The organism is Aeromicrobium sp. NPDC092404, from assembly GCF_040684095.1.
GTDB lineage: Bacteria > Actinomycetota > Actinomycetes > Propionibacteriales > Nocardioidaceae > Aeromicrobium.
The window spans coordinates 1690261-1704486 of sequence record NZ_JBFBFI010000001.1; the positions used below are offsets into that span (position 1 = coordinate 1690261).

Consider the following 14226-nt stretch of genomic DNA (forward strand, 5'->3'; position numbering starts at 1 on the left):
CATAGGTTGATGGCATGGACCACGACCCAGCACCCGACCAGGACGTCGACCCCGCGGCTGTCTTCGCCCGCGTCGTCGCCCTGCGCCGGACGGCGGCCCAGCAGGAGCGTGCCGGCGTCGCCGCGGCGCTCGAGCAGGGCTGGACCTGGGCCCGGATCGGCCAGGCTCTGGGCATCAGCGGTCAGGCCGCCCACAAGAAGCTGGGGCCCGGACCCGGCCGCACCCGAGGAGGACGAGGATGAGACGAGCCCGCGCGCTGCGCGACATCAGCACGATGCGGACCCTGATGGAGTCCGCCGAACGATCGGCCCGGGCCGGCGGGGACGACCTGCCCGGCCCCGAGCACCTCCTGCTGGCCGCCCTCGACCTGCCGGACGGGACCGCAGCTGCCGCCCTGGGCGAGGTCGGCATCGGACGACGTGAGCTCGAGGGCGCCGTCCGCGAGGTCCACGACGCGGCTCTGACGTCGATCGGGGTGGACCCGAGCAGCACGGGCTCCGCTCCTCCGGCGCCGCGGCCGAAGGTCATGCGATCGACGGCTCCGGCACAGGAGGCGTTCAACGCGGCGCTGCACCTGGCCCGCACCAAGCCGCGATCGGCGCTGGTTGGAGCACACGTCGTGGCCGCGGTGGCCGAGCAGCAGGCCGGAACGGCCGTACGCGCCCTGGACCACCTGGGCGTCGACCGGGACCGGCTCGTCGCGGTGGCGCTGGAGGTCGCGGCGACGGCCTAGCCCAGGCCGAGGAGCGCCTCGAGGGCAGAACGGTCCAGGAGCTGGTCCGCGCCGTAGCGCACGGTGCGGCCGAGGCGGACGTAGTAGAACGCGCCCGTGACGTCCTCAGGGGCGATGCCGTGCAGCTCGGCCCACGCCAAGCGGTAGATCGACAGCTGGAGCGGGTCGGCCGTGGGCTTGCGATTGGTCTTCCAGTCGACGACCTCGAAACCCTGGCGGCCGTCAGGCAGGGTCGCGGCGAACACCGCGTCGATGCGACCGATCACCTGCTGGCCGGCGAGCACGATGGAGAACGGGGCTTCGATCGCATGCGGATCGCGCTGCCCGTACTCACCCTCGCTGAACAGCCGGATGACCTCCTCGAGCTCGGCGTCGGAGTTGAGGTCGACGTCGCCCTGGCCGGGGAGCTCGGCAGGGTCGAGCAGGACCTGCTGGCCGTAGTGCGCCTCGACCCAGGCGTGGAACCGGGTGCCGAAGCGTGCGGCCGGCGACGGGCGACGCGGCATGGGCCGGGCCAGCTCGCGCGCGAACGACTCCTCGTCCTCGGCCAGCCCCAGCATCGAGGTCGTCGAGACCGAGCCGGGCAGCGTCACGACGCGTTGCTGGGCCGCCATGGCATCGGCCTCGGCCAGCAGCAGGTCGACGTCGGCGCAGAGCTCGTCGAGCCGGTCGGCCGGCAGGAGCGGGACGTCGAAGGCGGGGCGCTCGGGTCGGGCCAGCGTCTCGCGCACGGCCGTGGCGAGGGCGTGGCGGCGCGCCAGCACCGGCGGGGCCGGCGGCCAGTCGGAGCGCTGCACGGTGTCGAGGTGAGGGTTGGTGGCACCGGGAGCTGGCTCGGGCGCCCAGGTCGTGGCGTCCGCGCCGCTGTCGATCAGCCACTGCCGAGTGGCGAGGAGGAACTCCGACGGGCCTCGCGGCTTGATCTGCGTGCGTCCCCACCAGTGCCCGGACAGCACCAGACGTTCCTCGGCGCGGGTGTAGGCGACATAGGCCAGCCGGCGCTCCTCCATGTGGCCGAGCTCCTTGTTGCGCGCGTCGTGCACGCCGCGGGAATCGTCGGTCCAGTCCTCGGGGTGGTCGGCCATCTGCGGCAGGCTCGACCGGTCGCCGCGCAGCGCGGTCGGCACGGCTGACGCCGTGGTGATCCAGTTGGCGCGGCCCTGCCCCGTGGGGAACACAGTGGCAGACATGAAGGGCACGAACACGGTGTGCCACTCCAGCCCCTTGGCCCGGTGGATCGTCAAGAGCTTGACCGACTCGGCCTCGGAGGGGGTGAACACCTCCATGCCCTGGTTGTAGACCTCTTCGGCGTTGAAGTACGACAGCAGGCCGGCCAGCGAGGCGTAGCGGTCACTCTCGGCGTACGTCGCCACGGCGTCGAGGAACAGCGCGAGGTTGTCGCCGGCGCCCTCGACGTCGCCGGCCTCGAGCTCGATGTCGAGGTCGAGGACCCGCACAGCGCGCCGGGCCAGGTCGATCAGCGGCTCGCTGCTGTGCCGGCGCACCGACGTGATGATGCCGGACAGCTCGGCGAACCTGGCGCGGGCGGCCTCGGAATAGGGCAGGTCGCCGAGATCCTCCAGCGCATCGGCCAGCGCGACGATCTCGGTCGGGTCGGTGCCTTCGACGGCGTGCGCCAGGTCGGCGGCCAACGAGGCCTCGGCAGCGTCGTCGTGGCCGACCGACCGGCTCAGCTGGGAGGCTCGCCGGCCCAGCAGGGCGAGGTCGCGCGGGCCGACGTTCCAGCGCGGCCCGGTCAGGAGGCGCAGCGTGGCCGGGTTGGCCGTGACGTCGTCCACGACCTCGAGCAACGACACGACGTCCTGCACCTCGGGCTGGGCGAGCAGGCCCTGGAGACCGACGATCTCGAAGGGGATGTGGGAGTCACGCAGCGCCTTGACGATCTCGCCGTTCTCGGCCGCGACGCGCACCAGGATCGCGACGCTGCGCAGCGGGACGACTCCCTCGTCACGGATCTGCTCGATCTGGCGCACCATGGCGCTGATCTCGTCGGACACCGTCGCGTGCAGGGCCACCTCGACCCGTCCGCCGGGGTCCTTGCCGGACACCAAGGGCTCCACGCTCCTTGTGACCGCGGCGTCCTCGTAGAACGCGGAGATGACGTGGTTGGCGGCGCCGATGATCTCCGGCCGGCACCGATAGGTCTGGCGCAACGTGAGTCGCCGGCCGGGCACGCCCTCGATCGCGAAGTCGTCGAGGAAGTCCTCGAGGTTGCCGGTGGCGGCGCCGCGCCACCCGTAGATGCCCTGCGCCGGGTCGCCGACAGCAGTGACCGGCAGCCCGGCGAACAGCCCGACCAACAGGTCCCGCTGGGCGACCGAGGTGTCCTGGTACTCGTCGAGCAGGACGACGTCATACTTCTCGAGCATGGACTCGCGCACGGCCGGGAGCATGGCGAGCTGGGCACCCCAGGCCATCTGGTCGGAGAAGTCCATGACTCCGTCGACGTGCTTGGCCGCACGGTAGGCGTCGACCAGGCGGCTCAGCTCCGCCCGCTTGCGCGCGGTGGCCGCCGCCTGGGTGACGACCTTGTGGCCGGACGCCTCTGCGTCGGCGCACGCCAGGATCGCTTCGTCGTACGCCCGCAGGTCCGCGGGCGTGACGAGGTGCTCGGACAGCTCTGAGTCGAGCTTCATCGCGTCGGGAACGAGGCGCGGGACATAGGTCGTGACGAGGTCGAGCGCGCCTTCGTACGACTCGATGGCCCGCGCGAAGCGCTGGAACCGCGACGCGTCGGTGACGACCCGCAAATCGGGCTCGACCCCCAGCCGCAGCCCGTGCTCGGCGATGAGGGTCCCGGCGAACGCGTGGTAGGTCGACGCCGTGACCTCGCCCCACCCGGCCTCGGCGTGGTCGACACCCAACAGCTCGAGGCTGGCGCGGATGCGCTGACCGAGCTCGGCGGCGGCCTTGTTGGTGAACGTGAGCCCGAGGATGCGCTCGGGCGGGATGCCCAGGTGACCGACGAGCCAAACGACCCGCGCCGCCATGACGGTGGTCTTGCCCGAGCCCGCCCCCGCGATGATCGAGCTCGGAGCATCGAGGCCCAGGGTGATCGCATCGAGCTGGGCGCGGGAGAACTGGCGGTCGAGGAGGTCGACGAGGTGCTGCTCGTCGCGCACGAGAGGGCCGGTCACGACTTCTCCTCGATCAGGATCGACGCGCCCTCGTCGTGCGCAGGGCAGATGCGCTTGAAGGCGCAGTAGCCGCACGCGCCACCGACGGTCGCCGCGAACTCCTCGGCATCGATGAGGCGGACCGCCTCGGTGACCTGCTCGCGGGCAGTCGTCGTGCCTTCGGGCGCTCCCGGCTGGCTGCGGACCGCGGCCGACTTGGTTCCGGTGCGCAGGTAGACGAGCTCGGCACCGGCCGGGCCGTCGCCCGGGGAGAGCTCGTCGAGGGCACCGGCGTCGACGGCCAGCTGGTAGACGCCGAGCTGCGCGTTGACGGCGGCGTCCTTGGCGGTCATCGGGGTCTTCGAGGTCTTGAAGTCGACGACGTGGATGCCCTCGTCGTCGCGCTCGACCCGGTCCATCGAGCCGGTGAACCTGGCCTCGCGGCCGTCGAGGTCGATCGTGACGTCGAACGGGTGCTCCACGGCGAGCACCTCGCGCGGGTTGGTGCGATGCCACTGGGCGAACTTCTCGAGCGCCTCGACGGCCTCCTTGCGCTCGCGCAGGCTGATCCACGGGGCGAGCCCCAGGGCGTCCCACACGGCGTCGAGGTGGGCCGACAGCTCGGCCACGTCGGGCTCGACCCCGCTGCGCACCGCCTCGGCAGCCAGCGCATGCACGATCGACCCGAAGCCCTGCGCCGCCGAGGTGCCGCGGTCGCCCTTGGCCTCGTGCCCGGCGAACCACTGCAGCGCGCACTTGGTCAGGGTGTTCATCTGGCTGCCCGACAGCCTCAGCGCCTCGGCGGGGTCGCGCACCGGGGCGTCGTTGGTGGTGCGCTCGGCCAGGCCCCACCAACGGTCCGGGTGGGCGGAGCGACCGGAAGGGTGCTCGGCCAGCCGGGCCAGCTGGGCCGCCACCCGGGTGCGTACGGCCTGGTCGTCGGTGGACTCACCGATGCGGCGCAGCTCCGCGATGGCGCCCCGCAACGACAGGGACCGCCGGGGGCGCGGCTCGGCCTCGGGGAGCGTGCGGGTCGCGGCGCCCTGGAGATGGGCGTGCAGCTCACCCACGAAGCGCGAGGGCTGGTCGCCCTCGTCAGAACCGCTGGCGACAGCCGTGACGACGAGGCGTGAGCCGGCCCGGCTGCACGCGACGTAGAACAGGCGGCGTTCCTCGGCCGCCGCGGCCCAGGGTGACGGCGGTGGCAGCACGCCGTCGGGCGAGAGCCGGTCGCCCTGCAGCAGGCTGCCCCGGGCCCGCAGGTCCGGCCACTCCCCGTCCTGCACACCGGCGACCACGACCAACGGCCACTCGAGCCCCTTGGACCGGTGCGCCGTCATGAGCTGGACGGCGTCGCCGGAGTCGCCGCTCTGCGCGATCGAGCTCGCCGGGATCTGCTGCGCCTCGAGGGCGCGGGCGACCTCGGCGACCGACCGGTGCGCCTCGCGCTCCTCGGCACGCGCAGCCTCGGCGAACAGGGCGCACACGGCGTCGAGGTCGTGGTTGGCCCGGGCGCTGCCGTCACCGTCACCCTCAGCCTCGGCCTGCAGGCGGGTGGGCCACCGGGTGCCGTCCCACACGGTCCAGAGCACCTGCTCGGCCGGTTCACCGGCCCTGATTTGGTCGGCCGCCTTGAGGAGCAGCTGGCTCAACCTGGCCGCGGCCTCGGCCGCACGAGCCGGTGGGCCCTGCACCTCCAGCGTCGTGAGCAGCGCCGGGTCGCCGAGGGCCTCGGCGATGAGGATGCGCGAGGCGCGCGGCGTCTCGCCGTCGGCGGCGTCGGCGAGCCGGAGCGTGCGGCCCAGACGTCTGACACCGGCCGCGTCGAGATGGCCGAGGGGACCCGTGAGCAGGGCATGGGCGACGTCGGGGGTCAGGGTCTCGTCACGGCTCAGGGAGTCGGCGGCGTGCAGGGCCGAGAGCAGCGTACGCACGGCTGGCTCGACCGCCAGTGGGAGCTCGTCGCCGGCCACCTCGACCGGGACGCTGGCCGCCACCATGGCGCGCTGCAGCCGCGTCAGGTGGACGCTCGATCGCACCAGGACCGCCATGTCACGCCACGGGACGTGGTCGTGCAGGTGAGCCTCGCGGAGCAGCAGCGCGATGTGCTCGGCCTCGGCGGTCGGCGTGGAGTAGGTGCGCACGTCGACCGTGCCCGGGTCGGCGACCTTGCTCGTGGGGTTGCGCAGGGCGGCGTAGGCCGCACCGTCGACTGCGCCGAGCGCGCCCTTGTTGTCGACGATGGACCGCACCGCCGCGGCGATGTCGTCGCCGTAGCGGTTGGTGTAGCCGAGGGTCAGTCGTGGCGCCGGACCGGCAGCGGTGGCGAACGCGTCGGGGAACTCGACGATGCCGCGCACGTCGGCGCCCCGGAAGCCGTAGATCGACTGGTAGGGATCGCCCACCACGACGAGGTCGCGCCCGTCGCCGGCGAGCGCCTGGAGGAGCTCGACCTGGAGCGGGTCGGTGTCCTGGTATTCGTCGACGACGACGAGGGCCAGCTTGGCCCGCCACCGGTCACGGACCTCGGGATCCTTGAGGGCGTTGACGACCGCGAAGATCAGGTCGGTGTGGTCGATCGTGTTGGCGAGCGCGGCCACCGCCGTGACCTCGTCGAAGAACCGCGCCGCGGACCGCCAGTCGTCGCGGTCGACCTTGCTCGCGACGGTGGCCAGGTCGGCGTCATCCATGCCGAGGGCACGGGCCGCGGCGATGAGCGAGCGGAGCTCTGAGGCGAGCCCGCGGGTGCGCAGCGCCGGCCGCAGCACGGCGGGCCACTGCTCGGCGTCGACCCCCGCCAGCACCTCGGAGATCATGGCGTCGTTCTCGGGCGCGCTGAGCAGCCTGATGGGGTTGGCGAAGTCCGTCGGGGACTGCTCGGCGCGAAGCAGCGCGTAGGCGAACGCGTGGAACGTCATCGCCGGAGTCGTGCGCGTGGTGCGCGCGAGGCGCCGCGCGATCCGGGACCGCACCTCCTGCGCGGCCTTGCGGCTGAACGTCAGCACCAGGATCTCGTCGGGGCTCAGCCCGCCGTTCTCGACGCGGTCGACGACGAGCTCCACCAGAGCGGTGGTCTTGCCCGCCCCGGGACCGGCCAGGACCTGCAGCGGTCCGCCCGGCCCCGAGGCGAAGTGGTCGAGCACGGCCTGCTGGCTCTCGTCGAGCACCGGAGGGGTGATCGACGCGGCGCTCGGCCGCTGCAGGACGTACTCAGGCATGGCTCCATCTCACCAGACGGGGGTGACACTCAGTCGGCGAAGTCCCAGAGGGCGCGCTTCATGTCGACGCGGCCGTTGCGGACCGGCGTGCCCTCCTCGAGCCAGTGCAGCTGGGCCTCGGCCATGAGGGGCGGAGCCATGGCACCGTCGGCCCGCACGACCCGCCACCAGGGCACGGCGTGGCCCTCCATCGCCATGACCCGGCCGACGTAGCGCGGGCCGTAGCCGGCGGCGAGGTGCTCGGCGATCCCGCCGTACGACAGGGCCCGGCCGAGCGGGATGCGCTCCACGAGATCGAGCACGCGTTCGACGAACTCACGATCCATGAGGTCACCTTCCCCGCTGGGAGTGACGTTCGGGTCGGGGCGACACGGCGTGTCGCGACGCAAACGTCACTGCCAGCGGGGTGGGGCTCAGTAGGACGGCTGGCTCGGGTCGATCTGGTTGACCCAGGCCACGACGCCACCGCCCACGTGCACGGAGTCCTTGTAGCCGGCGCCCTTGAGCACCGCGAGCGCCTCGGCCGAGCGTACGCCGGACTTGCAGTGCAGGACGATCTGCTTGTCGCCGGGCAGCTGCTCGAGGGCCTTGCCGTTGAGGAACTCGCCCTTGGGAATCAGGATCGAGCCCGGGATCTTGTTGATCTCGTACTCGCCCGGCTCGCGGACGTCGACCAGGACGAAGTCGCGCCCGCCGTCGTTGCGCTCCTTGAGCCAGCCGTCCAGCGTCGCCACCGAGATCGTCGAGTCGGCAGCCGCGTCGGCGGCCTCCTCGCTGATCGCGCCGCAGAACGCCTCGTAGTCGTCCATGAGGGCCGTGATCGGCTGGCCCGTGGGATCGCGGCGGATGTTGAGCGTCGAGTAGCGCATTTCCAGCGCGTCGTAGACCATCAGGCGGCCGATCAGCGGGTCGCCGATGCCGGTGATGAGCTTGATGGCCTCGGTCACCATGATCGAGCCGATCGAGGCGCACAGGACGCCCAGCACGCCGCCCTCGGCGCACGAGGGGACCATGCCCGGCGGCGGCGGCTCGGGGTAGAGGTCGCGGTACTGCGGACCCTCCTGCGCCCAGAACACCGAGACCTGGCCCTCGAACCGGTAGATCGAGCCCCAGACGTACGGCTTGCCGAGCAGCACGGCCGCGTCGTTGACGAGGTAGCGCGTCGCGAAGTTGTCGGTGCCGTCGACGATGAGGTCGTACTGGCTGAAGATCTCGAGCACGTTGTCGGTGTCGAGGCGCTCGTTGTGCACGATCGTCTTCACGTACGGGTTGGTCTCGGCGACCGACGCGGCGGCCGACTCGGCCTTGGGCTTGTCGATGTCGGACTGCCCGTGGATGATCTGGCGCTGCAGGTTGGACTCGTCGACCACGTCGTCGTCGATGATGCCCAGCGTGCCGACACCGGCGGCCGCGAGGTAGAGCAGCGCGGGGCTGCCGAGCCCGCCGGCGCCGATCACGAGGACCTTGGCGTTCTTGAGTCGCTTCTGGCCCGTCATGCCGACGTCGGGGATGATCAGGTGCCGGCTGTAGCGGCGCACCTCGTCGATGGTCAGTTCGTCGGCGGGTTCCACGAGTGGGGCGACCACGGGTTCTCCTCTGTACGGGTGTTGACGTCGGCATAACACCGCATCCACCGTCCATTGTTCCCCGCGGTCGCAACGCCCCCAGTGGGCGTCCGGATGTCGGGCAGCACCGACTACGCTGGGGCTCGTGACCGAAACCACCCCGCTGCGCCCGCGCACGAGTCGCCTGCCCCGCACGGCGCGACGCGCCCAGCTGCTGGAGGTCGCGCTCGAGGTCTTCGTCGAGCAGGGCTACCACTCCGCGTCGATGGACGAGATCGCCGAGCGCGCCGGAGTATCCAAGCCCGTGCTCTACCAGCACTTCCCGGGCAAGCTCGACCTCTACCTCGCGCTGCTCGAGACCTCGTGCGACACCGTCATCGAGGGCGTCAAGACCGCGCTTGCGTCGACGACCGACAACCGCAAGCGCGTGCGCGCCACGATGGAGCTCTGGTACGACTACGTGGCCGACCAGGGTGCCGCGTTCCGGCTCGTGTTCGAGTCCGACCTGACGAGCGACCCGTCCGTGCGCGAGCAGGTCGACCGGGTCATCGAGGAGTCCGCCTCCGCGATCGCCGAGGTCATCCGCGAGGACACCGGGCTCCCCGTCGCGTCCTCGCACCTGCTGGCCGTCAGCCTCGTCGGCATGGGCCACGTCGGTGCGCGCAACTGGCTGTCGCAGGACTCGAGCCTGACCCGCAGCGAGGCCGTCCAGCTCGTCGCCGGCCTCGCCTGGCGCGGCATCGGCGCATTCCCCCGCAACGAAGACGACATCAAAGGAGATGAGTGACCGTGGAGGTCAAGATCGGCGTGCAGCACGCCGCCCGTGAGCTGTCAGTGGCAACCGAGTCGAGCCCCGAGGACGTGCTCAAGGCGCTCGACACCGCGATGAAGGACGACGCGGTGTTCACGCTGACCGACACCAAGGGCCGTACTGTCGCGGTCCCGGCCGCCAAGGTCGCCTACCTCGACTTCACGTCCGACCTCGGGCGCAAGGTCGGCTTCGGCCTCGCCGCGAGCGAAGCCGTCACCGCCGCCGCCAAGTAGGGCCCATACGGCGCATGGTCGAGTACCTCGTCCCGCCGGCGCGGGTCGACGGGTCGATCGAGCTCGTGCCGTACGACCCGCAGTGGGTCGCGACCTTCGAGACCCTCGCGACCGACATCCGTACGGCCTTGGGTCCGGTGGCGACCGCGGTGGAGCACGTCGGGTCGACCTCGGTCCCCGGGCTGGCCGCCAAGCCCATCATCGACATCAACCTCCTGGTGCCTGACAGCGCCGACGAAGCGGCATACGTGCCGGCGCTCGAGGGCATCGGCTACGTCCTGCACCTGCGCGAGCCGGAGTGGCACGAGCACCGTCTGCTCCGTCCGGCCGAGCCCAGGGTCAACCTGCACGTGTTCACCGCCGGCTCGCCGGAGCACGACCGGATGATCACGTTCCGCGACCGCCTGCGGACGGACCCCGAGGCGTTCGAGCTCTACCTGACGACCAAGCAACGTCTGGCGGCGCAGCGCTGGGAGCACGTCCAGGACTACGCCGACGAGAAGTCCGCCGTCGTCGAGCAGCTCCTGTCCGGCTCCTGACCCCGTCCACCCACCCGCCGAGCGGTGACTTGGTCGCGCTTCCCGCCACGGGGCGGTGAGCTAGTCGCCTTTCCGCCTCCTCGATGGGCGACTAGGTCACCGCCGCGCGAGACGAAGGGCGACCAAGTCACCGCTCGGGGTCAGGCGGCGAGGCCGAGCCGCTCCATGCGGGCGGCGTGGGCCTCGGTCAGTCGCGTGAACATGCGGCCGATGCCGGCCAGGTCCATGCCGGGATGGTCGACACCGCCGACCAGCACGGTGCTGAGCGCATCGCGCTCGGCGACGACGGTCTGCGCCTGGCTGAGCGCCTCGCCCATCAGCCGCCGGCCCCACAGCGCCAGCCGGCCGCCGACCCGGGGATCCTGCTCGATCGCGCTGCGGACCGCGTCGACGACGAACTCGGAGTGTCCCGTGCCGCTCAACGTGTCGAGGACCAGGGCCCGGGTCTCGGTGTCGAGATAGGCCGCGATCTCCCGGTAGAAGTCGGCCGCCAGCCCGTCGCCGACGTACGCCTTGACGAGTCCCTCGAGCCAGTCCGACGGCGCGGTCTGCCGGTGGAACCGCTCGAAGATCGGCGCGAACTCCTGCATCGCCTCGTAGGGGTCCTCACCCACCTCGACAAGCCGGTCACGCAGCTTCTCGAAGTGCCCGAACTCGGCGGTCGCCATCGCCGCGATCTCGACCTTGGTCTTGAGGTCGGGGGCCATCTTGGCGTCCTCGGCGAGCCGTTCGCACGCACTGATCTCGCCGTACGCGAGGATGCCGAGCAGCTCGACCACGCCCGTCCGGTAGACCGGATCGTCCAACGTCGAGGGCGGCGGAACGTTCTTGGAAGCCATGCTCCGCAGCGTAGCGGGAAGGCCGGCGGCGCCAGACGATAGACTGGGCCGAGAAATCCCACGAGTCTCAAGAATTCGAGAAGACCCTGACTACGTTCAAAGATCTGGGCGTCATGCCCGAGATCGCCGACGCACTGATTGACGTCGGCATCGAAAATCCTTTCCCGATCCAGGAGATGACGCTCTCCGTCGCGCTCATGGGCACCGATCTCATCGGCCAGGCGCGCACCGGAACCGGCAAGACGCTGGCGTTCGGCATCCCGGTGATCCAGCGCACGGTCGCGCCCCACGACGCCGACTACGACCAGATCGTCGCCGGCAAGCCGCAGGCCCTGATCGTCGCTCCCACGCGTGAGCTCGCGATCCAGGTCGCCAGCGACATCGCGATCGCCTCCAAGCGTCGCGGCACCCGCAACCTGACGATCTACGGCGGCGTCCCCTACGAGTCGCAGCTCGACGCGCTCAAGGCCGGCGTCGACATCGTCGTCGGTACGCCCGGCCGTCTGCTCGACCTCGCCAACCGTGGCGCGCTCGACCTGTCCCACGTCAAGTCGCTGGTGCTCGACGAGGCCGACGAGATGCTCGACCTGGGCTTCCTGCCCGACGTCGAGTCGATCCTGGCCAAGACGCCCGAGACCCGTCAGACGATGCTGTTCTCGGCCACCATGCCGGGCGCCATCGTCGGACTGGCCCGCAAGCACATGCGCCATCCGATGAACATCCGCGCCGAGTCCGGCGCGGACAACCAGATGGTGCCGGCCACGGCGCAGTTCGTCTGGCAGGCGCACGAGATGGACAAGCCCGAGATCGTCGGCCGCATCCTCCAGGCCGACGACGTGGGCAAGGTGCTGGTCTTCACCCGCACCAAGCGCACCGCGCAGCGGGTCGCCGACGAGCTGATCGACCGCGGCTTCCCGGCCTCGCCGCTGCACGGCGACATGGCGCAGCCCGCCCGCGAGAAGGCGCTGACCCGGTTCCGCGAGGGCAAGATCAACATCCTCGTCGCGACCGACGTGGCCGCCCGCGGCATCGACGTCGCCGGCATCACGCACGTCATCAACTACAACTGCCCCGAGGACCACAAGACGTACGTCCACCGCATCGGTCGTACGGGCCGCGCCGGCGCCTCGGGCATCGCGGTGACGTTCGTCGACTGGGCCGACATCACCCGGTGGAAGCTCATCAACACTGAGCTGGGCCTGCCGTTCGACGAGCCGCAGGAGACCTACTCGACGTCGGACCACCTGTTCCACGACCTCGGCATCGACCGCGGCGTCAAGGGACGCATCAAGGACCCGTCGCCGCGCGAGCCCAAGAAGGACGACGGCCGTGGCGGCGGTCGAGGGCGCAGCGGCGGTGGTGGAGACCGCGGCGGACGCGGCGGCGAGCAGAAGGCGCAGCAGTCGTCAGGTGGCGACAAGCAGGGCGACGGCGCCCAGCGTCCCCGCCGCAACCGCAGCCGCACGCGGTCGCGCGGCGGCGCCCCGGTCGCGAAGCAGGACTGACCCGATCCGGCCCCTGAGCCGGTCGAAAGGACCTCCTTTCGGCCGGCTCACGGCATTCCGGGGTCAGGCGGTGACGATGACCTTGGTGCCGATGGGCGCGAACTCCCACAGCGCGATCGCGTCGGGCATCCACTGGCGTACGCACCCCGCTGACAACGGGGTGCCCAGCTGCGCCTTGGTCTGCTCGAGCTCGCCGGTGTTGTAGCGCGGCACCGAGTGGAACCCGATCGGCTCGCTGAAGCCGGTCGCGAAGCGTACGAAGTACTCCATCGTGCCGCTGCCGTCGAACGCCGTCGCGTGCCGAGACCTGGACTGCACGCTGTAGCTGCCCGGCTGCAGGTTGTCGAAGCGGCTGCCCGAGACGGGATACGTGCGCTTGACCTTGCCGTCGTTGCCCACCAGCCAGACCCGCTGGTCGCTCTGGTCGAACACGATGCGTCGTCCGGAGCCGGAGCCCTCCGGCAGTGCGGCGACCTTGGTGACGCTGGCCGCCGCGGCACGACGCTTGGGCGCCGGCGTCGGCTCCGGGATGACGAGGGGGTCGATCGTCGCCTTCTCGATCGCAGCCGGTGCGGCTGAGGCCACCGTGCTGGTGTCAGCGGCCGCCAGGTCGGCCTTCAGCTGCGGCAGGATGCCGACCGAGGCCGTGCCGATGGCGATCGTGAGGCCCACCGACAGTCCCATCGCACCGACACGTCCGCGACGGCGGACCATCCGGTGGGGAGCGCGGTGCTTGGACACGTGCCCATCCTAGTCCGCGGGACGCTGCCTGCCCGCCCACTTCCACAACCTCGTGGCCGCAGGCCTCGGGCGCTAGCGCCGTCTGCTGTCGGCGAGCATGCCCGCCGCGACCTGCCGATAGGCCTCCGCACCCTTGTGGGTGCGCGCGGTGGCGAGCACCGAGCGACCGATCGCCGGCGCCTCGGCGAACTTGATCGTCTTGGGGATCGGCGGCGTCACGATCGGCAGCTCGTACGTCTCGCGGATCGCGGCCAGCACGTTCTGGGCATGCTTGGTGCGGCCGTCGTACATCGTGGGCAGCACGCCCATGATCTCCAGCGAGGAGTTGATGAACTGGCGCACGTCGTGGATCGTGTCGAGCAGCTGGCCAACGCCGCGGTGCGACAGCGTCTCGGCCTGCAGCGGGATGAGCACCTTCTGCGACGCCGACAGGGCGCCGACCGTGAGGACGCCGAGCGTCGGCGGGCAGTCGATCAGGATCCAGTCGTAGTCGTCGGCCACCTTGTCGAGGGCGACGCGCAGGCGCTGCTCGCGGCCCGTGCGGCCCACGAGGCTCTCCTCGGCCTGGGTCAACGTGATGTTGGCCGGCAGGAGGTGCATGCCGTCGTCGGTGATGACGATCGCGTCCTCGGCCTGCTTGGTGCCGAGCAGGACCTCCGCGACCGTGACGTCGAGATCCTCCGGGTCGATGCCCAGGGAGAACGTGAGGCTGCCCTGCGGGTCGACGTCGACGAGCAGCACCCGTTGCTCGAGCTCGGCCAGCGCCGCGCCAAGAGACACCACGGTCGTGGTCTTGGCGACCCCGCCCTTCTGGTTCGCCACCGCGATCGTCGTCGTCACGGTCGCCATTGTGTCATCACGTCGCCTGACCTCGCTGCCCACGCGCTGAGGCGTTTGGCATGCTT

At 71.2% G+C, this 14226-nt stretch carries 13 protein-coding genes; 6 read left to right on the plus strand and 7 right to left on the minus strand.

The window, feature by feature from the left end; all coding sequences use genetic code 11:
* Positions 1-14: 14 nt before the first annotated feature.
* Positions 15-242, plus strand: a complete 228-nt coding sequence (locus tag AB0N22_RS08560) for a helix-turn-helix domain-containing protein (protein ID WP_364638144.1) — start codon at positions 15-17, stop codon at positions 240-242.
* Positions 239-733, plus strand: coding sequence for a Clp protease N-terminal domain-containing protein (locus AB0N22_RS08565; protein WP_364638147.1), 495 nt, complete (start codon positions 239-241; stop codon positions 731-733). Before AB0N22_RS08560 ends, AB0N22_RS08565 begins: the two co-directional genes overlap by 4 nt.
* On the opposite strand, the gene AB0N22_RS08570 is transcribed toward AB0N22_RS08565, so the two are convergent.
* The 4 genes from AB0N22_RS08570 to moeZ all read right to left on the minus strand — a co-directional run bounded on the left by AB0N22_RS08570 (position 730) and on the right by moeZ (position 8674).
* Positions 730-3891, minus strand: coding sequence for an ATP-dependent DNA helicase (locus AB0N22_RS08570; protein ID WP_364638150.1), 3162 nt, complete (start codon positions 3889-3891; stop codon positions 730-732). The genes AB0N22_RS08565 and AB0N22_RS08570 overlap by 4 nt on opposite strands.
* Positions 3888-7088, minus strand: a complete 3201-nt coding sequence (locus AB0N22_RS08575) for an ATP-dependent DNA helicase (RefSeq protein ID WP_364638153.1) — start codon at positions 7086-7088, stop codon at positions 3888-3890. Before AB0N22_RS08575 ends, AB0N22_RS08570 begins: the two co-directional genes overlap by 4 nt.
* Positions 7089-7117: 29 nt before the next feature.
* Positions 7118-7414 carry an MGMT family protein gene (locus AB0N22_RS08580; protein WP_364638156.1) on the minus strand — a complete coding sequence of 99 codons (297 nt, stop codon included), beginning with the start codon at positions 7412-7414 and terminating at the stop codon, positions 7118-7120.
* A gap of 87 nt (positions 7415-7501) precedes the next feature.
* The gene (gene moeZ, locus AB0N22_RS08585) at positions 7502-8674 is read right to left on the minus strand and encodes an adenylyltransferase/sulfurtransferase MoeZ (RefSeq protein ID WP_364638159.1); all 1173 of its coding nucleotides are present in this window, start codon (positions 8672-8674) and stop codon (positions 7502-7504) included.
* Between the two features lie 124 nt (positions 8675-8798).
* On the opposite strand from moeZ, the gene AB0N22_RS08590 reads away from it, so the two are divergent.
* The 3 genes from AB0N22_RS08590 to AB0N22_RS08600 are packed head-to-tail and all read left to right on the plus strand — an operon-like array spanning position 8799 to position 10236.
* Positions 8799-9440 (plus strand): TetR/AcrR family transcriptional regulator, encoded by a 642-nt coding sequence (locus tag AB0N22_RS08590; protein ID WP_364638162.1) that lies wholly within the window; start codon positions 8799-8801, stop codon positions 9438-9440.
* Positions 9437-9697 carry a DUF3107 domain-containing protein gene (locus AB0N22_RS08595; RefSeq protein WP_364638165.1) on the plus strand — a complete coding sequence of 87 codons (261 nt, stop codon included), beginning with the start codon at positions 9437-9439 and terminating at the stop codon, positions 9695-9697. The genes AB0N22_RS08590 and AB0N22_RS08595 overlap by 4 nt, the downstream gene beginning before the upstream one ends.
* Positions 9698-9711: 14 nt before the next feature.
* Positions 9712-10236, plus strand: a complete 525-nt coding sequence (locus AB0N22_RS08600; protein WP_364638167.1) for a GrpB family protein — start codon at positions 9712-9714, stop codon at positions 10234-10236.
* A 140-nt stretch (positions 10237-10376) separates the two neighbouring features.
* Here the strand turns inward: AB0N22_RS08600 and AB0N22_RS08605 are convergent, their stop codons facing one another.
* Positions 10377-11075: a ferritin-like fold-containing protein gene (locus tag AB0N22_RS08605; RefSeq protein WP_364638170.1), complete on the minus strand. Its 699-nt coding sequence runs from the start codon at positions 11073-11075 to the stop codon at positions 10377-10379.
* A gap of 113 nt (positions 11076-11188) precedes the next feature.
* Between AB0N22_RS08605 and AB0N22_RS08610 the strand changes: the two genes are divergently transcribed.
* Positions 11189-12580 (plus strand): DEAD/DEAH box helicase, encoded by a 1392-nt coding sequence (locus AB0N22_RS08610; protein WP_364638173.1) that lies wholly within the window; start codon positions 11189-11191, stop codon positions 12578-12580.
* Positions 12581-12643: 63 nt separating this feature from the next.
* On the opposite strand, the gene AB0N22_RS08615 is transcribed toward AB0N22_RS08610, so the two are convergent.
* Both AB0N22_RS08615 and AB0N22_RS08620 read right to left on the minus strand, forming a co-directional pair.
* Positions 12644-13321: a L,D-transpeptidase gene (locus tag AB0N22_RS08615; protein WP_364638176.1), complete on the minus strand. Its 678-nt coding sequence runs from the start codon at positions 13319-13321 to the stop codon at positions 12644-12646.
* Positions 13322-13393: 72 nt separating this feature from the next.
* Positions 13394-14170, minus strand: coding sequence for a ParA family protein (locus AB0N22_RS08620; RefSeq protein WP_364638179.1), 777 nt, complete (start codon positions 14168-14170; stop codon positions 13394-13396).
* Between the last annotated feature and the right edge of the window lie 56 nt (positions 14171-14226).

Excerpts from the sequence above, each read along its gene's own strand:
- AB0N22_RS08600 (WP_364638167.1), top strand. The coding sequence starts at position 9,712 with ATGGTCGAGTACCTCGTCCCGCCGGCGCGGGTCGACGGGTCGATCGAG.
- AB0N22_RS08560 (WP_364638144.1), top strand. The coding sequence starts at position 15 with ATGGACCACGACCCAGCACCCGACCAGGACGTCGACCCCGCGGCTGTC.
- AB0N22_RS08605 (WP_364638170.1), bottom strand. The coding sequence starts at position 11,075 with ATGGCTTCCAAGAACGTTCCGCCGCCCTCGACGTTGGACGATCCGGTC.
- AB0N22_RS08580 (WP_364638156.1), bottom strand. The coding sequence starts at position 7,414 with ATGGATCGTGAGTTCGTCGAACGCGTGCTCGATCTCGTGGAGCGCATC.
- AB0N22_RS08565 (WP_364638147.1), top strand. The coding sequence starts at position 239 with ATGAGACGAGCCCGCGCGCTGCGCGACATCAGCACGATGCGGACCCTG.
- AB0N22_RS08620 (WP_364638179.1), bottom strand. The coding sequence starts at position 14,170 with ATGGCGACCGTGACGACGACGATCGCGGTGGCGAACCAGAAGGGCGGG.
- AB0N22_RS08575 (WP_364638153.1), bottom strand. The coding sequence starts at position 7,088 with ATGCCTGAGTACGTCCTGCAGCGGCCGAGCGCCGCGTCGATCACCCCT.
- AB0N22_RS08610 (WP_364638173.1), top strand. The coding sequence starts at position 11,189 with ATGCCCGAGATCGCCGACGCACTGATTGACGTCGGCATCGAAAATCCT.